This window comes from Ureibacillus sp. FSL W7-1570, assembly GCF_038593265.1.
Lineage (GTDB): Bacteria > Bacillota > Bacilli > Bacillales_A > Planococcaceae > Ureibacillus > Ureibacillus suwonensis.
This window is the reverse complement of record NZ_CP151979.1, coordinates 1,897,102-1,920,683: the sequence shown is the minus strand read 5'-3', so window position 1 is coordinate 1,920,683 and position 23,582 is coordinate 1,897,102. Positions and strand designations below refer to the sequence as shown.

At 38.6% G+C, this 23,582-nt stretch carries 24 protein-coding genes and 1 pseudogene; all 25 read left to right on the top strand.

Going from position 1 to position 23,582, the window contains the following annotated elements; genetic code table 11:
- Positions 1-94: 94 nt before the first annotated feature.
- The 25 genes and pseudogenes from NST13_RS09660 to istB all read left to right on the top strand — a co-directional run bounded on the left by NST13_RS09660 (position 95) and on the right by istB (position 23,540).
- Positions 95-490 carry a hypothetical protein gene (locus NST13_RS09660; protein WP_342580507.1) on the top strand — a complete coding sequence of 132 codons (396 nt, stop codon included), beginning with the start codon at positions 95-97 and terminating at the stop codon, positions 488-490.
- A 49-nt stretch (positions 491-539) separates the two neighbouring features.
- The gene (locus tag NST13_RS09655; protein WP_340714495.1) at positions 540-1,016 is read left to right on the top strand and encodes a transposase family protein; all 477 of its coding nucleotides are present in this window, start codon (positions 540-542) and stop codon (positions 1,014-1,016) included.
- Entirely contained in the window at positions 943-2,109 is a 1,167-nt protein-coding gene (locus NST13_RS09650) for an ISL3 family transposase (RefSeq protein WP_340714494.1), read from the top strand. Before NST13_RS09655 ends, NST13_RS09650 begins: the two co-directional genes overlap by 74 nt.
- Before the next feature lie 214 nt (positions 2,110-2,323).
- Positions 2,324-3,478, top strand: a complete 1,155-nt coding sequence (istA, locus tag NST13_RS09645) for an IS21 family transposase (RefSeq protein ID WP_342580506.1) — start codon at positions 2,324-2,326, stop codon at positions 3,476-3,478.
- Between the two features lie 51 nt (positions 3,479-3,529).
- The gene (locus NST13_RS09640; protein ID WP_208651667.1) at positions 3,530-4,069 is read left to right on the top strand and encodes a DUF6431 domain-containing protein; all 540 of its coding nucleotides are present in this window, start codon (positions 3,530-3,532) and stop codon (positions 4,067-4,069) included.
- Between the two features lie 129 nt (positions 4,070-4,198).
- Positions 4,199-5,458, top strand: coding sequence for an IS481 family transposase (locus NST13_RS09635; protein ID WP_342580415.1), 1,260 nt, complete (start codon positions 4,199-4,201; stop codon positions 5,456-5,458).
- Positions 5,451-6,065: pseudogene (locus NST13_RS09630) on the top strand (ATP-binding protein); the annotation flags it as partial. The gene NST13_RS09635 and the pseudogene NST13_RS09630, both read left to right, overlap by 8 nt.
- A gap of 266 nt (positions 6,066-6,331) precedes the next feature.
- Entirely contained in the window at positions 6,332-7,033 is a 702-nt protein-coding gene (locus NST13_RS09625; RefSeq protein ID WP_340789493.1) for a GntR family transcriptional regulator, read from the top strand.
- A gap of 282 nt (positions 7,034-7,315) precedes the next feature.
- Positions 7,316-7,738 (top strand): phosphonate C-P lyase system protein PhnG, encoded by a 423-nt coding sequence (phnG, locus tag NST13_RS09620; RefSeq protein WP_063387918.1) that lies wholly within the window; start codon positions 7,316-7,318, stop codon positions 7,736-7,738.
- Positions 7,739-7,754: 16 nt separating this feature from the next.
- Entirely contained in the window at positions 7,755-8,354 is a 600-nt protein-coding gene (phnH, locus tag NST13_RS09615; protein WP_117017254.1) for a phosphonate C-P lyase system protein PhnH, read from the top strand.
- Positions 8,354-9,460 carry a carbon-phosphorus lyase complex subunit PhnI gene (locus tag NST13_RS09610; protein WP_342580505.1) on the top strand — a complete coding sequence of 369 codons (1,107 nt, stop codon included), beginning with the start codon at positions 8,354-8,356 and terminating at the stop codon, positions 9,458-9,460. The genes phnH and NST13_RS09610 overlap by 1 nt, the downstream gene beginning before the upstream one ends.
- Before the next feature lie 15 nt (positions 9,461-9,475).
- A complete protein-coding gene (locus NST13_RS09605; RefSeq protein WP_063387915.1) occupies positions 9,476-10,339 on the top strand; it encodes an alpha-D-ribose 1-methylphosphonate 5-phosphate C-P-lyase PhnJ in 864 nt (287 codons plus the stop codon).
- Positions 10,332-11,177: an ATP-binding cassette domain-containing protein gene (locus NST13_RS09600; protein WP_063387914.1), complete on the top strand. Its 846-nt coding sequence runs from the start codon at positions 10,332-10,334 to the stop codon at positions 11,175-11,177. Before NST13_RS09605 ends, NST13_RS09600 begins: the two co-directional genes overlap by 8 nt.
- A 36-nt stretch (positions 11,178-11,213) precedes the next feature.
- Complete coding sequence (gene phnM, locus NST13_RS09595; RefSeq protein ID WP_063387913.1) at positions 11,214-12,392, top strand: phosphonate metabolism protein PhnM; 1,179 nt, start codon at positions 11,214-11,216, stop codon at positions 12,390-12,392.
- A gap of 22 nt (positions 12,393-12,414) precedes the next feature.
- A complete protein-coding gene (locus NST13_RS09590; protein ID WP_342580504.1) occupies positions 12,415-13,065 on the top strand; it encodes a DapH/DapD/GlmU-related protein in 651 nt (216 codons plus the stop codon).
- A complete protein-coding gene (locus NST13_RS09585; RefSeq protein ID WP_342580503.1) occupies positions 13,043-13,771 on the top strand; it encodes an ATP-binding cassette domain-containing protein in 729 nt (242 codons plus the stop codon). Before NST13_RS09590 ends, NST13_RS09585 begins: the two co-directional genes overlap by 23 nt.
- A 111-nt stretch (positions 13,772-13,882) precedes the next feature.
- Positions 13,883-14,938 (top strand): phosphate/phosphite/phosphonate ABC transporter substrate-binding protein, encoded by a 1,056-nt coding sequence (phnD, locus tag NST13_RS09580; protein WP_342580502.1) that lies wholly within the window; start codon positions 13,883-13,885, stop codon positions 14,936-14,938.
- A gap of 21 nt (positions 14,939-14,959) precedes the next feature.
- The gene (gene phnC / locus NST13_RS09575; protein ID WP_342580501.1) at positions 14,960-15,724 is read left to right on the top strand and encodes a phosphonate ABC transporter ATP-binding protein; all 765 of its coding nucleotides are present in this window, start codon (positions 14,960-14,962) and stop codon (positions 15,722-15,724) included.
- A 14-nt stretch (positions 15,725-15,738) separates the two neighbouring features.
- A complete protein-coding gene (locus tag NST13_RS09570) occupies positions 15,739-16,524 on the top strand; it encodes an ABC transporter permease subunit (protein ID WP_342580500.1) in 786 nt (261 codons plus the stop codon).
- A 54-nt stretch (positions 16,525-16,578) separates the two neighbouring features.
- Positions 16,579-17,430 carry an ABC transporter permease subunit gene (locus NST13_RS09565; protein WP_342581840.1) on the top strand — a complete coding sequence of 284 codons (852 nt, stop codon included), beginning with the start codon at positions 16,579-16,581 and terminating at the stop codon, positions 17,428-17,430.
- 38 nt (positions 17,431-17,468) lie between these two features.
- On the top strand, positions 17,469-18,335 hold the full coding sequence (locus NST13_RS09560) for a PHP domain-containing protein (protein ID WP_130156538.1): 867 nt from the start codon (positions 17,469-17,471) through the stop codon (positions 18,333-18,335).
- 905 nt (positions 18,336-19,240) lie between these two features.
- Positions 19,241-20,707: a hypothetical protein gene (locus NST13_RS09555; protein WP_342580499.1), complete on the top strand. Its 1,467-nt coding sequence runs from the start codon at positions 19,241-19,243 to the stop codon at positions 20,705-20,707.
- Positions 20,708-20,785: 78 nt separating this feature from the next.
- A complete protein-coding gene (locus NST13_RS09550) occupies positions 20,786-21,187 on the top strand; it encodes a hypothetical protein (protein ID WP_342580498.1) in 402 nt (133 codons plus the stop codon).
- A gap of 81 nt (positions 21,188-21,268) precedes the next feature.
- A complete protein-coding gene (gene istA / locus NST13_RS09545) occupies positions 21,269-22,798 on the top strand; it encodes an IS21 family transposase (protein WP_342581839.1) in 1,530 nt (509 codons plus the stop codon).
- Entirely contained in the window at positions 22,791-23,540 is a 750-nt protein-coding gene (gene istB / locus NST13_RS09540; RefSeq protein ID WP_342580497.1) for an IS21-like element helper ATPase IstB, read from the top strand. The genes istA (NST13_RS09545) and istB overlap by 8 nt, the downstream gene beginning before the upstream one ends.
- The last annotated feature ends 42 nt before the right edge of the window (positions 23,541-23,582 follow it).

Below are 23,582 nucleotides of genomic sequence, written 5' to 3'. Positions count from 1 at the left end.
CCAAATAAGATTAAACAGTTTCCCCACCATCAATCACTTTCAAATATACTGTTACTAGTCTATTGAAAGTGAGGAATTAGGAGTGAACAGATTTATGCTTTACATCGAGATTCATCGTTTATACAAAGAGGGATTCTCCAAGAGTGCTATTGCAAGAAAACTAAATATTTCAAGAAATAGAGTGATAGATTATTTGAATATGAGTACTGATGAGTTTGAAGAATTTTTAAGTACATTACGTACAAGAGAAAAGAAACTAGACCCTTATCATGATCAAATTCTAGGGTGGTTGAAGGAACATCCTGATTTAACTGCTGCACAAGTTTATGATTGGTTGGAAGAAAAGTTAGGTTTCAGGGAAGTCGCTGAGAACACTGTACGAAATTATTTAAACGAAATGAGGGATTACTATCGGATTCCAAAGGTAAAGGTTCAGAGGACATATAGTGTGTATGGCAAAATAAAAGTGGCTCTTACGCAATTTTGGTGAAGGCCTATAATTTTACTTTTATAGTATAATAAAAGAAAAGGTGTGATGAATGATGAATCGTCAAATCCATTGGTCTTCACCGGATCCTTTCCTAGAAGTTCTGGATATTCAAGAAGAACCATCCTCCATTACCTTTATTGTTCGAAGCACTCATGAATCCTGCCCTTGTCCTCATTGCCAAGTGCCTTCCACACGTCCACACAGCCGATATACACGCATGATTCAAGATTTGCCGATTGCCGGAAAAGCTGTTTCCATCCTGCTTATCACAAGAAAATGGTTTTGCGACCAACCCAATTGCACCCAAAAAATTTTTACTGAACGGTATGATTGGATTTCCAAAAATGGACGCCGAACTTTACGGTCCGAAGAAGTATTACGTAAAATCGCGTTTTCCACCAGCTGCCTCAATGGCGAAAAAGTAGCGAAAGCCCTGTCCCTCCCTGTCAGCCATGACGTATTGCTCTCCCTTATTCGGAAAACGGAGATTCATCAAGAGGTGTCCCCCTTTTATCGGAATCGATGACTTTGCTTTTCGGAAAGGACACAGCTATGGCACGATCATTTGTGATCTGAGCACGCACAAGCCTGTTGCATTACTTCCGGAACGTTATCCGGAAACCATATCAGAATGGCTAAAAAATCATCAAAACATCCAAGTTGTCAGTCGTGATGGCTATCAGGCTTTTCGGAAAGGGATTCAGAACGCTTCGCAAAGTATTTTGCAAGTATATGACCGATGGCATTTTGTCCGGGCGGTAAAGAAGCAGATCGATGCTTGCCTCACCTCGATTCTTCCTTCCGTCATCACGTTGGAAAAAGAAGAAACGGACCAACAAACCTTTCCGCATGAAACCAAACTGCAAAGGAGACAAAAAGAAAGAGCCGAAAAGAAATGGATGATGATCAAAAGCATTCAACAGGAATACAAAAAAGGAAAGAAAAAAGCGGAGTTGGCCAGAGAATTTCATATGGATCCCCGAACCATTTCAAAATATCTCAACATAACCGAGATGCCGGTTCAAGTAAAAAGAAAGCGAAAACGGCAAACCGATGGTTTTGAGCAATACATTCAGCAACTCGAACAAGAGGGCAAGACCATCCGTGAAATTGATGCGCAACTTCGTAAATATGGATATACGGGGACACTTTCAGGTGTCCGCGTTGCAGTCGAAAGCATACGAAAAGAAAGAAAACGGCAGGGGATTAAGGAATCTTCCGTTCGAATTTCCAGACGGCAAATGATTTCATATGTTTGGAAACGAAAATCTAGACTTTTAGAAAAGGAACTGCAACTTCTTGAACAATCCTTTAAGATGTACCCATCCCTTCATTCTTTCCACCAAATGGTTCAAACATTTAGAGAAGCATTTGATGAACGGAACTATCCGGCATTTTTCAAATGGTTGGAAAAACAATTGTCTTCTCCAAACAATCATTTATATGATTGTGCACTTCGACTCCGTAGGGATTTACAGTCGATTAAGCTGGCATTTAGTACTTCCTACAGTAACGGAGTTGTGGAAGGCCATGTTCACCGATTGAAGCTGATGAAACGAATCATGTATGGCCGGGCAAAGCTGGATTTACTTGAAAAACGAGTGTTATATCATTTATAAAATGTTTTTTTAAAAAATTAATAAAGAGATGAAGGACTGTACATATATGGTTTCACCAAAAGAACGTAAGAGCCATAAAAGTGCAGAGCTTTGCAAAGGAAAAATGCAGAGTCCTGCACTAAATTTTTGTGCATAAACAAAAAAAGACTTGCCAGTCACCCCAAGTCCCACTACAGTAATTGTGTCAAGCAATTGGTAGTGGAGGTAAGAAAGGATGCTAGCAATGTCTGATATTAATTGTATCAAACATTTAAGAAATAACAAAGGTTTATCTATTTCAGAAATACAAAGAACAATGGGAATTAATTGGCGAACAGCTAAGAAGTATGCGGATGAAGATCAACTCCCTAAACAGAAATCATTTAAAAAGAAAGGGATGATGTATGAGGAAAAGTGGGGAGTAATTGTTTCAGATTGGCTTTTTGAGGATTTAAAGTTAAGGAAAAAATTAAGAAGAACAAAGAAACAAATATTTGAAGAACTAAAGGAAATGGGTTTCCAAGGTTCTTATCGTACTGTTTGTTACTTTATCTCTGAATGGATGAATACTCACCAAGAAGAAAAGGATAAAGGGTATGAAAGATTAGAACATCCTCCGGGTGAAGCTCAAGTAGACTTTGGAGTAATGGAAGCTGTACAAGATGGAGAAATTGTGGATATTCATGCTTTAGTTATGACGTTTCCTCATAGTAATGCTGGATTTGCAGTACCGTTACCAGCTGAAAATCAAGAATGCTTCTTACATGGTCTCAATATTCTTTTTAAACAGGTTGGGGGAGTACCTAAAAGGATAAGAATCGATAATTTGACCCCCGCTGTGAAGAAAAAAAGGACAAAAAATGAAGAAGCACAATTAACTGATGAATTTGTTCAATTTCAGCATTATTATGGCTTTGATGTGCAGGTATGCAATCCAAGAAGTGGCCATGAAAAAGGAAATGTTGAGAATAAAGTTGGATATATACGCTATAACTTTTTTACTTCAGCTCCAATAATGGACAGCTATGAGGGTTTAACGGATCAATTATTTCATAAATTAGAGGCGGACAGAAATAGAATTCATTATGCCAAAAACGTACGTATTGAGGACTTATGGCAGGAAGAACGGGATTATCTTCTAGCATTACCGGAAAAGCCCTATCCTGTATTTAAAGAGCATCTTGTTAAAGTAAACAAATATAATGAAGTGAAAGTGGATCAGACGTTGGTTCATGTCCCTAAGGGTGGCAACTATAGTCAATTACAAATGATATTAACATGGGATCAATTAAAGATTGTTTCACCTAATGGTGTAAACTTTCATTTTATCTCATCTAAAAAGAGTACGATTTTTTCAAATTCCTTCGGAATCATCTTTGCCATCCTCTGAAAAAATGTGCTAAATTTTTTGTGAATTATTTCATAGGGGGATGGAAGATCTGTGATCTTGATTCATGATTTTGGAGTCGATCTCGAAACCTATCATGAATTAGGAAAAAACAATGACTTTCCTATGGTGGAGGAGTGCCCACATTGTCATGCGAAGCATTCCCTTCATCGCCATGGTTTTTATGAACGGAATGCCATCACCGCAGAAAAGGAATATCGTCTCTTGATCTGCCGTTTTCGTTGTTCGATTTGTTTCCAAACGGTGTCCATCCTCCCTCACTTTCTTCTCCCATACTTTCAACATACGACTCGTACCATCGTTCAATGGCTCCATGATGTGCTTCATCAAACCGGCACAAATCCATCAAAAAGACAACTCATTTCTTTCTATCTCCGACGATTTATCCAAACAATTTCATGGATTTATATGTATTTTGCTTCGGTGAAGAAATCTTTCGGTTGGGAGCGAGATACCCAACAACAAGCTTGTCGATCGATCGGGAAAATCCAACAATGGGGAGAGGAACGGTTTGTCAAAGAGTCGTGGGGGTATTTGTCGACCTACTTTATGGCACATTGTTTTGGACGATAAGGAAGCGCATCTAGGTGTTGAGGTCGTCCCACATACCTTTTGCCTCGACAGGTGGAAAAGAAGAATTTATCATCAAAGGTGAAATGGATAGCCGGCTGTCCTTCGAAATGAAAAAGGAGGATGGAAACGATGGACGAACACATGAGAGAACAAATTGCCTTATTCCGATTCGGATTGATTGCCCCACTTTTGAATGAACAAGTAGATCCGAAGAGCTACCTCACTGAGATGGCTAATCGCATTCATGAAATGCCGTATTACGGAGAGAAACGGATCGCTGCGAAAACGATTCAAGACTGGTACTTGCGTTATCGGAAAATGGGATTTGAGGGATTAAAACCGAAGAAGCGCTCGGATCGTGGACATTCCCGAAAGCTGTCTCCAGAAGATGAGGATTATATTCTAGCGATGAGAAAAAAATTTCCCCAAGTGCCAGTGACGGTTTTTTACCAACAACTGGTACACCAAGGGGAAATCAACCCAAAACAAATTTCTTATTTTACTATATACCGATTATTAAAAAAATTCAACCTTGTCGGCAAAGAAATTTTACCGATGCCGGAGAGAAAACGTTTTGCGCATGATCAAGTGAACGCCTTATGGCAAGGAGACCTTTCTTACGGTCCGTATGTTCCAATCAACGGGAAGAAGAAAAGAACGTTTCTCATCGCTTACATCGATGATTGTTCACGCATCGTGCCATACGCTCAATTTTTCTCTTCCGAGAAATTTGATGGGCTGCGAGTCGTCACCAAAGAAGCGCTCATTCGGTATGGAAAGCCGAAAATGATTTACTCGGATAACGGAAAGATTTATCGTTCCGAAACTCTTCAGTATGCGTGTGCACAGTTAGGGATCACCCTCGTTCATACGCAGCCATATGACCCGCAAAGCAAGGGCAAAATTGAGCGCTTTTTCAAGACGGTGCAGACGCGTTTTTATCCGTTATTAGACATGAATCCGGTTCATTCACTCGAAGAGTTGAATGAACGATTTTGGAGATGGCTGGAGGAAGATTATCATCGTAAACCCCATGCATCGCTCAATGGAAAAACGCCTCATGAAATCTTTCTGTCTCAAAACCATACGGTTCAATTTCTAGAAGATCCGACGGTGTTGGATTCAATTTTTCTGAAACGCGAGTTTCGGAAAGTGAAGGCCGATGGAACGATTTCGCTCAACAAACAATTGTACGAAGTGCCTCCTCGTTTCATTGGCCAATCCGTCGATATTCGTTACGATGATCATGGTGTATATGTATATGAGGATGGCAAGGAAGTCGCTCAAGCCAAACCTGTATGCCTGCATGATAACGCCCATGTGAAACGAAATCGGTCCCCATTTTCGTTGAATACAGAATGGGCAAAGGGGGAAGGAGATCATGTATAAAACCTTCTACTCCCTTTCTCATGAACCCTTTTCGAAAGAAATGAAGCCGTCGGATGCCTATCTCGCTACTTCGTATCGAGAAGCATTGGCGGGATTGGATTATATCAAACGAACGAGAGGAATCGGTCTATTCATTGGTGAACCGGGATCTGGAAAAACGTTTACGTTACGAACGTTTAAAGAGTCGTTGAATCCATCGTTGTATCATGTCGTCTATTTTCCTCTTTCCACAGGAGGAGTGATGGATTTTTACCGAGGGCTTGCGCTTGGGTTGGGAGAAGAGCCAAAATACCGGAAGGTCGATTTGTTTTATCAAATTCAGCAAGGAATCGAACGATTGTACACCGAACGAAGAATCACTCCTGTCTTGATTTTGGATGAGATGCATCTGGCTAAAGATGCCTTTCTGCAAGATCTTGCGATTTTGTTTAATTTTCAAATGGATTCGACGAATCCATTTGTCTTGATTTTAACTGGCCTTCCGCATTTACAAACGCGGCTTCGGCTCAACCAGCATCGGCCGTTGAATCAACGTATCATCATGCGATATCAAATGGGGCCATTGACGAAAGAAGAAGTTGGTCAATATATAGAACAGCGAATGAAGTGTTTGACATAAGTCAGCCGTCGATTAGCAAGCATCTTCGCAATTTAGATTAATATAATGCAGCAAAACTTTATTTATCAGCCTCTAAAGCAAATTAGCAGATGGATCCTATATAGACTATAAAATGGGCTTGGACAGTTCTAGTTACTTAAACTATACTGAATGTAACCAATAGAAAGTGTAGCAAAAAATATTTTTCAAAGCGCAGTTTTTGAGCTGCCGTGTGAAAAAATAGCAGGTCAATTTCAAAGCGGGGTAGAATGCAGATGGCAGAAGAAATGGAGATCATTGATAAAATCATATCAGATATTCATTCTGGCAGGTATGAAGCCAATGATAAATTACCATCCGAAAATGAGCTTGCTGACTATTTTAACGTTCCGCGAATGACAATCCGCAAAATATACGAAAGGCTTCAGGAGATGGGATATATTTATTCAAGACAAGGAAAGGGCAGCTATGTAAAAGATCGGCAAATGCAGATTCCGCTTGTTCTTTCCGGGGATGAAAGCTTCAGCAGGAAAATGATTAGACTTGGGCACCATTTCCGATCGAAAAACATTTTTTGCGAAGAAATCGGCTATAATAAAGCAATCTTTCATTCTCTCGGTGCTGAGGAAACGGATCGAGTATTTAAAATAGGCAGGCTGCGCATTGTCAATAATCGACCAATTGCCTTGCATATTTCCTACGTGGCGAAATCCGTATTTGATGATATTGATTTGTATGGCAAGGAAATCACGTCCATGTTTGATTATTATCAAAAGAAAGGCTTCACTGAATTTGAATCGAAGTCAAGCGTGTTAAAGGTTTTATTTCCGACTAAATTCCTATGGGAAATTCTTGAATGCACCAGTTTAATTCCGCTTTTAGTGTTGGAGACAGGATGTATCGATAAAAAAACCGGAACGGTGCTTGAACATACAGAAATTTTTTATCGGAGTGATTGCTTTAACTTTGTTATATAAAAAACTTTTGCTTTCGGGTATGTCCGATAAGTCCCTAAAATCCAACAAGTAGAGGAAAACATGCGTTTTTCTCTGCTTGTTTTTATATGCTTTCGATTTTGGATTGAAAGCAGCAGAGAGATTCATTCAAGGAATCTCTCTTTTTTTGTGTGCTCATTAACATTTTCTTAAAAATGCGTTTGCAAAAAATTAATAGAATTTACTTTTTTTTAAATTTTTTCCACTTGGCAACAAGATATGCTTAAATCGACGGAAGCAAAAAATCATGATGGAGGGGCGGAAATGGAAAGAAGGCGAAGAACAGAAATTTTAATCAACGGAAATAAGAACGTTGCCGCCACATTGGCACAACAAATTTTAGCTAAGTATGAGGTAAAAACGATTGAAAAGCCGAACAACGGTTTAGTAATGGTAAAAGTTCGGGAAACGGCAAAGAACAGTTTGTTCTACTTAGGAGAAGTTTTTGTAACAGAATGTAAAGTGGAAATTAGCGGGTATATCGGCATCGGCATATTAAAAGGACATGAGCCGGAATTAGCATACCATTTGGCTGTGGTCGATGCAGCTTACAATGCACAATTGCCAGAAACGGAACGATGGAATGAAGTTTTGTTGAAGGAGGAAGCAGCAATTCATGAGCAAAGAAAGAACTCCTTCATGAAAATTTTGAAGACAAAAGTAAATTTTGAAACGATGGATGTTTAAAAGGAGCAGAGGTTGAATGAAATTAGATTTTATTCACGATATTCAACGTGCATATCGAAAAGTTGTTGATTCCATGTCTAGGCCCGGATTGATAACAAATTTAAAAGATGAAGCGGCCAAAGTAGATCTTGAGGCTGGCTGTTTTCCCTTGACACTTGTTCTGGCTGCAATGCTTCTAGATACTGAAGTGACCTTTAAGGTAGTTTCCGAGAAGGAAGAAGAGACAACTCGCTGGATAAACCAACTAACCTATGCAAAAGCTGATGCAGCAGAACGCGCTGATTTCGTTTTTGTACTTTATGACAAAGCTGAAGATGAACTTGGGCAAATATTACAGCGAGTAAAAACCGGCAGTCTCATCGATCCCCATGATTCAGCAACCATTATTGTTGAGGCAGATGCTGTTACGGATGGGTGCGATTTCAAATTAACAGGTCCGGGCATTGAAGAAGCAAATTATGTAAATGTTTCAGTAAATGGGAATTGGATGGAAGTTCGACAGCAACAAAACGCTGAATTTCCAATGGGGGTTGATTTAATTTTTGTGGACAAAAATCATAATCTCTTATGTCTGCCAAGGACGACGCAAATTTTATCAGAAGGGAGGAAGCTTTGATGGGATATGTGGCAGTGAAAGGCGGAACAATTGCCATTGAGGAGTCGATTAAACGGCTGAAATATGAGCGGTTAAAAAAAGGAGTTGTTCTTGACATTGGCAGAATTGAAGCTGGCCTGCGGGGATTGATTGATCAGGTGATGTCAGAGAGCAGTCTATATGACGAAACCCTTGCGGCGCTAGCGATCAAACATGCTGAAGGCAATCTTGAAGAAGCGGTTTTTCTGCTTCGTGCATATCGATCCACTTTACCGCGCAAGCATTATTCGCAAATAGTTAATACAAAGGATATGAGTATCGAAAGAAGAATTTCAGCTAGTTTTAAAGATATACCAGGCGGCCAAATTTTAGGAGCTACAACTGACTACACTCATCGTTTGCTCGACTTTGACCTCATGGAGGAAACAGATGAAGATGCAGTAAATTGGCTTTCAGCCTATGAGAAGGAAACGCTCGATGAAGTGGATGAAAAACATTTTGGCAAACTGCCAAAAGTAAGTGATTACTTAAGAAAAGAAGGTTTGTTCTCGGAGTGTGTAATGGATAATACAGAGCCTGATGATGTAACGAGAAAAAGCTTGACGTTTCCTTCCACCCGCAGTCAGCGTCTCCAAGTTTTAACGAGAGGCCAGACAGGGGCGGTGACTTCATTAGCTTATGCCGTCATTCGCGGATATGGAAGTCTTCATCCAACAGTAGGTGAACTGCGTGTCGGCTATTTGCCGGTTTACATCGATAGCCCTTTTCATTCATTTAATGGAGAAGACGCTGCTTATTATATTGGGGAAATTAAAGCAACCGAAGTCGAAATGTTAATTCCGGAAACAGTTGAGGTCGGGGACGGGAAAAAGGAAATTAAGTTTGAAATCGGATATGGTCTTTGCTTTGGTCAAAACGAAACGAAAGCAATCGCAATGGGAATTTTAGACAATAGTTTGGAGAAAGGAAATAGGGACTATCCGACAGGAGACGAGGAATTTGTCCTTTATCATATTGATTCGGTTGAATCCACCGGGTTTATTTCACATTTGAAGCTGCCTCACTATGTCACTTTCCAATCGAAGCTTGATATTGTACGCAAATCAAAAAGCAAGCAAGAAATGTAAAAAGGAGAGGAATTCATGCAAATCCATTATAATTTTGCTTTTTTCGATGAAGGTTCCAAACGGGAAATTCGAAGAGCCACATTAAAAGCAATTGCCATTCCGGGCTATCAAGTTCCATTTGCATCAAGAGAAATGCCGATTGCACGCGGCTGGGGAACAGGTGGACTGCAATTAACCCTTTCTCTCATTGGCAAAGATGATGTTTTAAAAGTAATCGACCAAGGCTCTGATGAATCCGTTAATGCGGTAAACATTAAAAAATTGGTGATGAAAACGGCGGGCATTAAAACGACGGAGGAGACGCAAGAAGCAACGATCATTCAATCAAGACATCGAATTCCAGAAATTCCTCTTACAGAAGGCCAGATACTTGTATTACAAGTACCACTGCCTGAACCGCTGCGCGATTATGAACCGAGCGAATATAATACGAAAAGGCTTCATGCGGAGAAAGAATACAGCGGCGCATGGCTGATGCTTTTTGAACAAATCATGAAATACGGGCATATGGCTTCGGATTTTGATCATCCTGTTATGGTGGAAAATCGGTATGTCATGGCGCCGAGTCCTATACCAAGGTTTGATAATCCGAAAATGCACTATTCAAAGGCATTAATTTTGCTTGGAGCCGGTCGTGAAAAGAAGATATACGCTGTACCACCATACACGAAAGTCGTTTCACTTGCGTTTGACGATTATCCGTTTGAAGTGGAGAGCTTTGAAGATAAACATTGCAGACTGTGCGGCGCTACGGGAGTATATTTGGATGAATTGTTTAATGAGGAAACAGGTGAAACCTATTACCAATGCAATGATACAAGCTATTGTTTATCAAGATTAAATGAGCAATCAGAATCAAGAGGTGTTCAACATGGATGATTTAAGCAATCCAGTATTATCGGTCAAAAAGTTAAACAAACAATTCGGACCTGGATGCAGCCAATGCGGAAAGGCGGATTCCGCCGTTTTGGTGAAAAACTTTTGCCCTGTCTGCGGTACGGTATATGCTTGCCGTGATATTTCGTTTGATCTCTATCCCGGTGAAGTATTAGGCATTGTAGGTGAAAGCGGCAGCGGTAAATCAACATTAATGAGACAGCTATATTTTGATCAAGAGGCCACAAGCGGTGAAGTGTATATCCGATTTTATCATGATGGAAAAAAAAACGTATTAAACGAGTCCTCCCAACAAAAACGGTACATTCGCAACCATCTGATGGGGAAAGTTTACCAAAATCCGCTTCTCGGCTTGCGCATGAACTTTTCCTCCATCGGCAATATTGCTGAAAAATTAATTGCGGCAGGGAACAGGAATGTTGGACAGATGGTGTTAAGAGGACAAGTGCTGCTTGAGGAGGTAAACATTCCGCTATTTAGGATGAAGGAGGAGCCCCAAAAATTTTCGGGGGGCATGCAGCAAAGAGTTCAAATCGCCAAAGCATTGTCGAATAATCCGCCGATTCTTCTTCTCGATGAAGTAACGACCGGTCTTGATTTGTCCGTTCAAGCAAATGTTTTAGATTTGATACGGAATTTACAGAGGGAACTGAAGATAAGCATGATCGTTGTTTCCCATGATTTAGGCGTTATCAGAATGCTTGCAGACAGAACGTTCGTCATGCTGGAAGGAAAAATTATCGAGCAAGGGTTGACCGATCAAATTTTGGAAGATCCACAGCATCCTTATACACAGCAGCTCGTCCATTCATTATTATGATCAATTTTTTGGACTTGTGAGAATGGAGGAAAAAACGTGTATCTCATAACAAACGGAAGAATTATAACGGAAGAAACCATTCTCGATGGTTACGATCTTCTTATTGAAGGAGATAAAATTAGCAAAATTGATGGTAAAGGGAAAATCGCTTGGAAGGAAGGAATGGAAGTACTCGATGCGGCGGGTGGATATGTCGCTCCTGGGTTTATCGATCTTCATTCTGACTATATTGAACATATGGCAGCACCAAGACCGACATCGTTAATGAATTTTCATTTAAGTCTTCGCGAAGCGGAAAAAGAATTAATCACCCATGGGATTACAACAATGTTTCACTCACTTTCTATTTATAAAAGCTCGGAATTTTCACATAAACCGATCCGTGAGCCGGAAAATGTCCGAAAATTTATTGAAATGATCCACCAAACTCATCATACAAAGCATTTAATACGACATCGGTTCCATGCACGGTTTGAAATTGACAGCATCGAAGAAGTTGAAAACTTAAAATCGTACATTGCTGAGAGCAAGGTGCACTTAATTTCGTTTATGGATCATACCCCTGGTCAAGGACAATATAGAGATTTAGAAATTTACAGAAAAACGATAAAAGGCTACCAAGAGCTCAGTGATGAAGAGATTGATAGAGTCATTACAAAACATCAGCATAAGGAAAAATTAACACTTGAGGGAATAAAGGAAATTGCAACGCTGGCACAACAAAAAGGTATTGCTATCGCTTCTCATGACGATGACACGTTGGAAAAACTTGAGCTTGTGCAAAGCTTTGGGGCTTCGATCAGTGAATTTCCAATCACCTTGGAAATTGCTAAAAATGCGAAGAAGAAAGGAATGCTGACGGTAGCCGGGGCTCCGAACGTTCTTTTGGGAGGGTCCCACAGCGGAAATTTATCTGCACAAGAAGCCATTCAACACGGGTGTATCGATATTTTATGTAGTGACTATTATCCTCCATCGCTGCTTCATGCTGTTTTTAAAATGAGCGAAAAAAGCGATATCGACCTAGTTGAAATGTTTAAGCTTGTAACGATTAACCCGGCCAAAGCTGTCAAACTGGATGATCAAATTGGATCAATTAAGGAAGGAAAAAAAGCGGATATAGTCATCATCGAAAAAATAGACTTAGATTTTCCGGTTATCACGTCTTGTTTTGTGGATGGCCGTTTAATCTTGAAAACAAATTATAGAATTTAAAGATGATGGAAAGGGAGTTTCTATGATCGAGAAAAAGCTGTCAAAAAAACCTTATATCCATGAACATTGCCAGTTGTTTCATACAGAATTAGGTGAATACACAGAAATAGGGGCTCACAATTATTTAGAAAATGTAAAAATGGGGGATTTTTCTTATACAGGGCAGTTTTGCATCCTGCAAAATGTTGAAGTTGGAAAATTTTCCAATATTGCTGCGATGGTGCGAATCGGTCCAACCGCTCACCCGATGAATCGCCCTACTTTGCACCATATTACGTATCGGAGAAAAATGTATGGAGTTGATACTCATGACGATGAAGCGTTTTTATCATGGCGCAAACAACAAATCACCTATATCGGCCATGACACATGGATTGGCCATGGGGCCATCATTATGCCTGGTGTAAAAATCGGCAATGGTGCAGTAGTCGGCAGCGGAGCTATTGTGACAAAGGATGTGGAGCCTTATACAATCGTTGCTGGAATACCAGCCAAACCGTTAAGGCGCCGATTTGATGAGCAAACGGTTAAACGATTGGAACAAATCAAGTGGTGGGATTGGTCGTATGAAACGTTGAAAGAACGAATCGACGACTTGTCTCAACATATTGAAACATTTCTAGATAAGTATGAGGGAAGAAGGGAATTCAGTGGAAAACATTTTAACGGTTGAGAGCCTGTCCAAAACATTTCGATTGCACAGTGTAAACAAGGAAATCCGCGCAATTAACAAGATTAGCTTTGTTGTAAAAGAAGGAGAATTTGTCGGTATTACCGGTAAAAGCGGCAGCGGTAAATCAACCATTTTAAAATGCATCTATCGCACATATTTGCCTGAAAGTGGAGACATCTGGTACAACTCAAAAAAGTTTGGCCTAATCAATTTGCGAGAAGCGGCGGAAAGAGAAATGATTTATTTACGAAAGCATGAGATCGGATACGTATCACAGTTTTTAAATGCTTTGCCTCGTATAACGGCCAGGGAAATAGTCAAACAAGCGATATTAGAAATGGGGTATAACGATAAGTATGCGGAGGAAGAGACAGAAAAAATATTGACGCATTTTGAACTGGATCCGCAGCTTTGGGATAGTTATGTTGCTACTTTTTCCGGAGGTGAAAAACTGCGGTTGAACATCGCTAGAGCAATGGTAAAGCGTCCGAGACTACTTTTATTGGATGAACCGACGGCAAGTTTAGATGATGAATCGAAGGAAAAAGTAAGAGTATTGATGGAGCAGCTCGTTCGCGAAGGGACAACAATGCTGGGAATTTTTCATGATATGTTGTTCATGCAAAATTTATGTGATGTAGAATACCGAATGCTGGACGGGGAAATCATCAAGTATTCTGAAAAAAATCCCTTTACAAAATATTAAAAATTCTTTAGTAATTCAACGATATGAATTAACAGTTCCTTTACATTCATCCTTTATATTCAATTATAAATGGAAAAATAATCTATTTTGAAAGGAAAAGGGGTAATGAATATGAAAAAAATGTTGAGGTTTATGAGCATCGCTTTCATTTTGGTCATCTTTTTGTCAGGTTGTTCATCATCAGCAGGGAAAGAAAGCGATTCCGCTCAAAAAAACGGCGACGATACGCTTACAATTGCATGGTACCCAAATGAATCCGGTGAAGATTTGAAAGCGGCACGTGACGAAATCGCTAAGTTGATTGAAGAAGCAACTGGAAAGAAAGTCGAGCATAAGACGACAACTGATTACATTATTGCCATTGAGGCGATTGCAAACGGAAATGCTGATTTAGCGTTTATGGGTGCACAGGGATACATAGAGGCTCATGACAAAAATGAAAAAGTGCTTCCTCTCGTTGTTCCGAGCGGTGAATCCGGCACACTTGATGATGCCATGTACTACAGCTGGCTTGCCGTAAATAAAGGGGATGAAGACGAGTACAAAAGCGGCTCCGGGTTTTCCATTGATAATATAGCTGGAAAGAAATTTTCATTTGTGTCTAACAGCTCCACATCAGGCTTTAAAGTTCCATCGACCGAAATCGTTTCGTACTTTAGCCAAAAAGAAGAGTACAAAGATTTAACTGCTGAAGATTTATTAGAAGGCGGCGAGGGCAAGTTTTTCAGCAAAGTGCAATATGGAGGCTCTCATCAAGGGTCTGCGGTTAACTTACTGTCTGGAAAAGTAGATGTAGCAGCATTTTGCGACACATGTGTGAACAACTATATTGAATTAGTTGACGGTGAGCAAAATAAACCGGGAGCGGTATATAAAGTCAAAAATGATGCTGCTGAGCCGTTTCATACTGTGCCTGGAAAGGAATTTGTCTTAATTTCAGTCACACCGGTATTGAATGCTCCGTTTGTTGTCAATACGGAAACCGTATCTGAAGAAGATCGCAAAAAGCTTGTGGAAGCTTTTGTTTCTGATGAAGTAGCCAACAATACGAAGATTTTCGTGCCGGAGGATTCTGATTTTAGCGGTTTGTTTACGAAAAAAGCTAATGAGCGTTTCGTTGAAGTAGAGGATTCTTGGTTTGATCCGATCAGAGAATTGTCTAAATAAGGATTTGGTGAGGGATAAACGATGACAGCCATTTTAACATTAAATAACGTTTCAAAACGTTATGGAACCAATACAATGGCACTTCAAGACATTAACTTTTCTGTAAAAGAAGGGGAATTCGTTTCGATCATTGGTCCATCGGGGGCGGGGAAATCAACCCTCCTCCGGTGTATTAACCGCATGATCGAAGCGTCTAGCGGTGAAATCATATTTGATGGTGTCGACATTTTAAAGCTTGACAAAAAAAGCTTAAGAAAAGTGAGAGCAACCATTGGAATGGTCTTTCAGCATTACAATCTTGTCACTAGATTAAGCGTTATTGAAAACGTGCTCCACGGAAGGCTCGGCTATAAGTCAACTTTGGCAGGAGCATTCGGTTTATACAGCGAGGAGGAGAAAAAGCAGGCGGTTCATATTCTCGGATTGTTGGGGCTGGAGGATCAAGTGTATAAACGGTGTGATCAGCTAAGCGGCGGACAAAAACAGCGCGTCGGAATTGCCAGAGCCTTAATTCAAAATCCGAGAATGCTATTGTGTGATGAGCCGATTGCCTCCTTAGATCCAAATTCAGCCAAAATCATTATGGATCATTTAAAAAATATTTCTTCTACACTCGGAATTACTTGTATTGTCAACCTGCACCAAGTCGATGTCGCTTTGAAGTACTCTGATCGAATTATCGGTATTAATAATGGAAAGAAAGTGTACGATGGTCCTCCGAAAGAAATAACGGAAGATATTGTTCGCAATATTTATGGGTCTGAAGTAAAGAATCTGATTCTTTAATGTAGGTGAAGATCATGCAAGCAGATATCTTTGTAAAAAGAAGAAGAAGCTTCTCCTTATTTTTTTTATTGTTGATTGTGTTAACGTATCTTTCTATGTTTATAACAGATTTTCAGCTTGTGAAAGGACTCGCCTCTGTCGCAAAGGCAGTAGAGTGGGGAGTGACAAATTTTTTTCCTGATGCAAAAGCGATGGAAAAGCTTCCGGATATTTTAAGTAAATTACAAGAAACAGTTTTAATATCAGTCGCTTCCACGACATCTGCAGCTATTTTTGCTACTTTTTTCGCAATATGCGGTTCGAAGACGACGAAAGTGAATGGATTATTAAGTGCAATAAGCAGAGGAATTGCAACTGTTTCTCGTAATATTCCGGTGGCTGCATGGGCATTGATTCTGCTCTTTTCTTTTGGACAAAGCTCCATTACCGGATTTTTTGCTTTGTTCTCCGCCTCCTTTGGTTTTTTAACGCGAGCATTTATAGAAACGATCGATGAAGTTAGCAATAGTTCCGTTGAAGCATTGCGTGCAACCGGCGCCCAATTTTTTCCGATCATCTTCCAGTCGGTCATTCCATCCAGCCTTCCCCAGATGATCAGTTGGGTATTATTTGAGATTGAAACGAATATTCGCAGCGCGACTTTAGTTGGAATTTTAACCGGAACAGGAATTGGTTTTTCTTTTGACTTGTATTATAAAAGCTCCAATTATAGTGCAGCGAGTTTGGTTGTCATGACTATCGTACTGACGGTATTTGTCATTGAATATCTTTCGAATTTGATAAGAAGGGTCATTTTATAACGATGAATGAAAATTTAAGGAAGAAAGGGTGATGATATGAATAATGAATGGTTGATGAAAACTGGAAGCACTCTGAAAGACAGCGGAAAATTAACGCATTCTTCGAAAATAAAAGTGAAACCGTTGACGAAGCAGGCAATTGCCATCCGGCTGACATTGACAGCATTATTCGTTATTACTGTTTATGGCTTTACCGTGTTTGATTATGGCGATACAAATTTCATGTCTGGATTAAAAGAAACGTTTGCGAATTTTAAAACAATGTTTTTCGAAGCAAGCTTTTCGCGATTAACTATAACAGAAGCAATCTATCAAGTGTTGATAACTTTGGGGCTTGCTTTTTTGACGACAGTGTTCGGAGCTGTTATTGCACTTTTTCTAGGGCTGTTCGCAGCGCAAAATTTATCAAATAAAGTTGTTTCCAATACCATTAAAGCATTTGTTGCATTTATTCGCGCCGTTCCTACTGTTTTGTGGGTGCTGATTTTTTCCGTCGCTGCTGGTCTAGGAAGTGTTGCAGCTGTTATTGGCATGACGTTTCACTCCATTGGCTATTTGATTAAAGCATATTCTGAATCGTTCGAAGAGTTGGATGAAGGTGTGATCGAAGCATTAAAGGGCTGCGGGGCCAATTGGTGGCAAATTGTGTTTCAGACGGTAATCCCCTCGTCAATGACGTATTTAATTTCTTGGACGTTTATGAGATTTGAGATTAACTTTTCCGTTGCCGTTGCGATGGGGGCTGCCGCAGGAGCAGGCGGGATCGGATTTGATTTGTTTATGGCGAGCGGATTTTATTTTGATTTAAGGGAAATCGGAATGATTACTTACTTCATTCTTGTTTTAGCGATCATTTTCGAATTTGTTTCGACAAGAATGAAGGCAAATTTGCGTGAAACTCATTAATTATTTTATAAAAACAGTGAAAGCAGGTGTTGACCGTAATGATTGATTTACATTGTCATTCAAATATATCAGATGGCTCAATGAGTCTATTTGAAGTAATTTCTCTTGCGAAAGAAAAAGGAATCACCCATTTGGCAATTACGGACCATGATACGACAAAAGGATTAAAGGAAGCGAAATATATAGGAGAGCAGCTCGGAGTAACCATTATTCCAGGGATCGAGATTTCGGCTTATGACTATAAAAGACAACGGAGAGCCCATATTTTAGGCTTTTTTGTGGAACCGCATCACGAAGCGATTGAAAACCTGTGCAGCCCGCTGTTAAAGATGAGACACCTAGCATCATATGAAATGACGAAAAGAATTATGAAAGCAGGTTTTAACATTTCATGGGAAGAAGTAGAACAATTCGCCAAAGACGGCACAGGGGTATACAAACAGCATATTATGCATGCTTTAATAAACAAAGGATACGCTGACAAAATCTATGGCGATCTATATGATAAGCTTTTTTCAAAAGGCGGGGAAGGAAAGCCGCAAGGATTAGCGCACATACCTATACAGTATGTCGATGTGGAAGATGCGATTGTTGCCATCCGCGAGGCGGGCGGTTTGCCGGTACTTGCCCATCCAAAACAATTCAACAATTTTGATGCAATCCCCGAGTGGGTTGAGATTGGCTTAGAAGGCGTCGAAGCAGTTCACCCTTTGCATGGACCTAAGGACGAAGAACTTGTCAAATATTATGCGGACCAATTCGAGCTGATCGAAACAGGAGGATCTGATTTTCACGGCTTTTATGGAAATTTTGAACTAGGCAGCAAAGATGCCGGAATGGTTCGATATGAAAAACTTCTCGAACGCTATCAAAAGCTATGTGAAAGCAAGAAAACATTATCGTAAATGTAAGAAGCTCTCAACTTTCATTTTTTTGGAGCCAAGTTAGGAATATAATTCGGGCAAAAAACGCTTCTCTTTTCAATAATAATATGTTCCGTCATTAACAGTGGGAAACAGATGAATATTAAATTGATTCTTTACTTCGGCGATTATTTTAACAACAATTTACAGCCTTTTGCCTTCCGATTATTATCGTTTTGAACGGATAAAGGACTTACATATAAAAAAAGTCCTTTATTCAATTTCTTTTCTCCCTTTTCATTTTTCCTGCCAAATTGCAGCGTGCAAGAGCTCCCTCAGCAATGAGAACAATAACTGCGGCTTTTTTGACAATTTTTACTCTTTTCCCTATCATTAGGCTTTCGGCTTTTCGGTTTGGAAGATAGAATACAGAAACTGACAACTTATTAAACATTCCGTTTTTTGCGCTCATCCTTCAATTATGCTTTTCTGTAAGGGCTTCAACAAAATTACTGGTAAAAGAATATCATGTTAAAGAGAAGCTCTGTCAATCTATTCCCCCTCATCTTTCAGCGCTTGAAGCTACTTCAACGGCAAAAGGCAACCTGCTCAAGTTCACTTTTTGTAACTCTCTCATGTAATCGTCAAATCATCTCTGTAAAATGGACGCTTATTAAAAAAGCGCGAGCATTTCCCCTAAAATAAAATTTATCAAAATATGGAATTTTTTCTATTATTTATGATATATTCAATCTAGATAAAGAATGGACTCGAAATGGTAAATTAAAAAAATCGAGTGATGGCGAAATAAGTTTTTGCCATCGCCCTAGATTTTAAATTCAGGGGGCAGTATGTTAAAGTCTAATCTATTTTATTCGAATTTCAAGTTAAATTTTAGGCGCTATGTCAATAGATTTCTTTTTTTCTTTCCGTTTGGGGAAAATTTATTGAATCAAAAAATATTACTAGTTTTATTTGTTTTCATTTTTGGAGTATACAATTTTATCCTATATCATTTAGTAGAACTAATCATTCCTTATTTTTCTCAAGCAGCTGTTTTGTTAGTCAATTTGCTAGTATTATGGAATTTAATCAACAATCTTCGTTCTTCTCATGATATTTTGCAAAGGTTTGTCTATCCGGAAGATTTTCTCTTACTATACTCCGTGAAAACAGATCCAAATGATATATTATTGGTAAGATTTTTTACGCAAATCATTTTCAAGTCACTGTTTTCGACTCTTTTCTTTTTATATCCAATCCTGTTCTACGTTTTAAATTTTGCAGAAGAATCAATAACTTCTAGGCTATTGTTATTTGTATCTTTTCCATTTTATGTTCTTTTTTTAATTGGGGTCATCAGTTTTTATTCTTCAGGATTATACATAATATATTCAAAGTTTTTGCATGTTGTTTTTCAGTCAGCTGTGAAAAGTGCACTTTCTTTTGTTTTTGTTATGCTGCTATCATTTCTGTCTACGACTGTATTTGGCTGGTTAGGCTTTAGCTACTTTTATGAGGAAAACTTTATAGAATCAATCATTCATTCTATTTCTAGATTCAATCTTGATGTGATTTTGACTGGTTATGTGCTGCCTACTAATTGGTTATTTAATACACTAATGGAAGTAGAATACTTTCTCTATTATCAACCGTTGTTGCTGATTATTGGAATCATTCTAATTTATATTTCGTATCTTATTGTAAATAAGTATTTAGACGTAAAAGATATTTCGCAGCTTTCCAATGAAAAAACAAATGTCAACATAATAAAAAACAGATCTTTTCATAACTTTATTGATAGAAAACTAAAAAAGCTTTTATCAAGGAAAGTTTTGGCGGTTATGAAAAAAGATTTCATCGCTTTCACTCGAGCGAATTTTTTAATAAAAAAGAGGTTTTATTTATCTATCTATATGCTGGCTTCCGAAATCGGAATATTGTTCGGGTTAGGAATGATGCAAAATTGGTTTGAATTCCCGGCTCTTTTCGTAATATATCCGATCATCTTTGCAGTTTCATTAAATGTCTCGTTTTTAGGAGACGGATTATTAGGGATTACATCAGCTGATGCTGAAAGGGAGAACTTGCTTTTATATAAAGGGTCAGGCTCTTCTTTGAACCAGTTAATCGTAAGCAAGGCGATTTTACATGTTATTCCTATTTTGATCGTCATGAACGTTTTATTTATATGTGTTGTATCGTTTTTTCATCTGAAGCTAAGTACTGTCATTATGATATTTGTCCTTGTAAATACTACCGCTATTATCATCAGCAGTGCTCAAATTATTGGAACGTTTTTGTATCCGCGTCTGGATTGGGAACATATTGAAGATGTTTGTGTATGGCAAAATAAAAGTGCAGAGCTTTGCAAAGGAAAAATGCAGAGTCCTGCACTAAATTTTTGTGCATAAACAAAAAAAGACTTGCCAGTCACCCCAAGTCCCACTACAGTAATTGTGTCAAGCAATTGGTAGTGGAGGTAAGAAAGGATGCTAGCAATGTCTGATATTAATTGTATCAAACATTTAAGAAATAACAAAGGTTTATCTATTTCAGAAATACAAAGAACAATGGGAATTAATTGGCGAACAGCTAAGAAGTATGCGGATGAAGATCAACTCCCTAAACAGAAATCATTTAAAAAGAAAGGGATGATGTATGAGGAAAAGTGGGGAGTAATTGTTTCAGATTGGCTTTTTGAGGATTTAAAGTTAAGGAAAAAATTAAGAAGAACAAAGAAACAAATATTTGAAGAACTAAAGGAAATGGGTTTCCAAGGTTCTTATCGTACTGTTTGTTACTTTATCTCTGAATGGATGAATACTCACCAAGAAGAAAAGGATAATGTAAACGATAAAATAAAATCAACAGATTTCGCTCATTTGGATTGAACACTTTTTCACTATCAAATACACTTCTAATAAACTAGTTTATTAAGTTTATTGGAGGTTGTACTAGTGGAGGAGAAGCTTGTGTTATATATTGAAATCCATCAATTACGTACTAAAAGATTGCGAATTTCACAAATCGCAAGGAAATTGAAAATCTCACGTAATACAGTTTATAAGTATTTAAATATGACATTTGAAGAAGCGGTGGAGGAGTTTGGCACGATTGAGCGAAAGAAAAAGTTAGATCCCTATCGGGATTGGATTGTGACATGGTTACAAGAAAATCCAAGCATGAGTGGAGCACAAATTTTGGACTGGCTTCAAGAAAAGTTTCCTGACTTACAAGTTGGAGAAAGTACAGTTCGTCGGTATGTCAAAGAGATGAGAGAAATTTATCAAATTGAAAAAACGGATGGACCCCGAGAACATGAAGCTGTTGATGAATTACCACCAGGAAAACAAATGCAAGTAGACTGGGGACAAACCATTCAGAAAACAATAGATAATAAGGACATCAAACTTTATTTTATTGCCTTTGTATTATCTCACTCTCGACAAAAGTATATGGAATGGCAAGACCGCCCCTTTACAACGAAAGACACCATTCGTTGTCACGAAAATGCCTTTAGATATTTTGGGGGAATGACTGAAGAAATTGTTTATGATCAAGACAATCTTATTGCGGTAAGCGAAAATGCTGGAGATCTTATCTTAACAAAGAAATTTCAGGCATATGTGAACGAACGTAAATTTCAGATTTACCTATGTCGAAAAGCAGATCCCCAATCGAAAGGAAAAATTGAGAACGTTGTGAAATATATCAAGTATAATTTCGCAGCACATCGTATCTTCTCAACAATCGGAGATTGGAATGAAAAAGCCTGGAATTGGCTAGAACGTACTGGGAACTATAAAGTGCATCAAACAATAAAAAAGAGACCTTACGAAGTGTATCAACTGGAAAAGAAACACTTACGAAAGATCTCCTCACCGCTTTCTTTAACAGAAAGCAACCCTATTGAAATTATAACAAGGAATGTGAATAAGGACAACACGATTCGTTACAAATCGAATCGCTATTCAGTACCTATCGGCACATATACGAAATGCCCTACAGTGAATCTGCAAATCAATAATGAAAAATTAATCATCATAGAACCTACAACTGGCGAAATACTTGCCAAGCACACGATAAGTTTAGAAAAAGGAAAGCTAATTAAAAATACGAATCATGCACGAGATCATACAGAATCGCTTGATATGCTTAAACAAAGAGTGCTTCATTTATTTCCTACTGGAGAAGCATCGAGACAATATATTGATGAAATCTGCCAGAGATATAAGCGCTATCGCCGTGATCAATTACTCATTTTACAAAGGGTTGCCGAAAATGATCCTCATTGGATTCCAATGGCGTTAGAGAAATGTATCCGTGAAAAACTGTATAGTGCAAATGCTTTTCAAGATGTCGTAAATTACTTAAAGCTACAAGAATCTAATCCCATTCTTGAAATACAGGTCAATTCTACTAAACTTGTTTCTTCGATAGCTGTAGAAACAAGGGATTTCAATACATACATTCAAAGAATGGGAGGAAAAACAAATGAATAAAAGTGTTCCAGAAATTCAACAAGCCTTTAAACAATTGAGATTATCCGAAACAGCGGAGGAGCTCCCAGAGCTCCTTCGGAAAGCAGAGCAATCATCTTGGACATATTTAGAGTTCTTAGAACAGATAACTACGTATGAACTAAAAAGACGTGAGGAGAAAAGTATTGAAAGACGAATGAATTGGGCTCGTTTCCCGTTCTATAAACCTTTAAGTATGTTTAATATAGATGAGCAAACAGCCATTACAGAGCGGCAATTAAGGCAATTACGTGAATTTCAATGGTTAGAACAAGCATACAACTTAATATTACTTGGACCACCTGGAGCGGGAAAAACTTTATTATCCGTTGGCCTTGGAATTGAAGCGATTCAAAAAGGCTTTCAAGTGTATTTTGTGACCATGGGGGAATTAATTCAGCTATTAAAAACAGAAGAATATGTCAATAAGTCAAAAACTCAGTTAAAGAGACTGCGTGCATCAGATCTTGTGATAATTGATGATGTCATGTATATGGCAATGGATCAACGAGAAGGCACATTGTTCTTCCAGCTTATTCATCAATTATATGAACGAAGTTCGTTAATTTTAACATCCAATCGAAGCCCAGAACAATGGATAGAACTCGTAGATAATCCAGGGATGATGACTGCAATACTTGACCGTCTGTTACATCGAGTTGAAGTGATTCATATGAACAACGAAAGTTACCGATTAAAACATCAAGAAACAATTTTTTCTTAGCAAAAAGTGTTCATCCGAAATGAGCAAAAATTGTTCATTTGG

Bases quoted from the DNA above. Each gene is read 5' to 3' on its own strand.
- NST13_RS09610 (WP_342580505.1), top strand. From the start codon at position 8,354: ATGGGATATGTGGCAGTGAAAGGCGGAACAATTGCCATTGAGGAGTCG.
- NST13_RS09570 (WP_342580500.1), top strand. From the start codon at position 15,739: ATGCAAGCAGATATCTTTGTAAAAAGAAGAAGAAGCTTCTCCTTATTT.
- NST13_RS09635 (WP_342580415.1), top strand. From the start codon at position 4,199: ATGGACGAACACATGAGAGAACAAATTGCCTTATTCCGATTCGGATTG.
- istA (WP_342580506.1), top strand. From the start codon at position 2,324: ATGCTAGCAATGTCTGATATTAATTGTATCAAACATTTAAGAAATAAC.
- NST13_RS09655 (WP_340714495.1), top strand. From the start codon at position 540: ATGATGAATCGTCAAATCCATTGGTCTTCACCGGATCCTTTCCTAGAA.
- NST13_RS09550 (WP_342580498.1), top strand. From the start codon at position 20,786: ATGCTAGCAATGTCTGATATTAATTGTATCAAACATTTAAGAAATAAC.
- phnD (WP_342580502.1), top strand. From the start codon at position 13,883: ATGAAAAAAATGTTGAGGTTTATGAGCATCGCTTTCATTTTGGTCATC.
- phnG (WP_063387918.1), top strand. From the start codon at position 7,316: ATGGAAAGAAGGCGAAGAACAGAAATTTTAATCAACGGAAATAAGAAC.
- istB (WP_342580497.1), top strand. From the start codon at position 22,791: ATGAATAAAAGTGTTCCAGAAATTCAACAAGCCTTTAAACAATTGAGA.
- NST13_RS09650 (WP_340714494.1), top strand. From the start codon at position 943: ATGACGTATTGCTCTCCCTTATTCGGAAAACGGAGATTCATCAAGAGG.
- NST13_RS09600 (WP_063387914.1), top strand. From the start codon at position 10,332: ATGGATGATTTAAGCAATCCAGTATTATCGGTCAAAAAGTTAAACAAA.
- NST13_RS09590 (WP_342580504.1), top strand. From the start codon at position 12,415: ATGATCGAGAAAAAGCTGTCAAAAAAACCTTATATCCATGAACATTGC.
- NST13_RS09605 (WP_063387915.1), top strand. From the start codon at position 9,476: ATGCAAATCCATTATAATTTTGCTTTTTTCGATGAAGGTTCCAAACGG.
- NST13_RS09560 (WP_130156538.1), top strand. From the start codon at position 17,469: ATGATTGATTTACATTGTCATTCAAATATATCAGATGGCTCAATGAGT.
- phnC (WP_342580501.1), top strand. From the start codon at position 14,960: ATGACAGCCATTTTAACATTAAATAACGTTTCAAAACGTTATGGAACC.
- phnH (WP_117017254.1), top strand. From the start codon at position 7,755: ATGAAATTAGATTTTATTCACGATATTCAACGTGCATATCGAAAAGTT.
- NST13_RS09660 (WP_342580507.1), top strand. From the start codon at position 95: ATGCTTTACATCGAGATTCATCGTTTATACAAAGAGGGATTCTCCAAG.
- NST13_RS09625 (WP_340789493.1), top strand. From the start codon at position 6,332: ATGGCAGAAGAAATGGAGATCATTGATAAAATCATATCAGATATTCAT.
- NST13_RS09565 (WP_342581840.1), top strand. From the start codon at position 16,579: ATGAAAACTGGAAGCACTCTGAAAGACAGCGGAAAATTAACGCATTCT.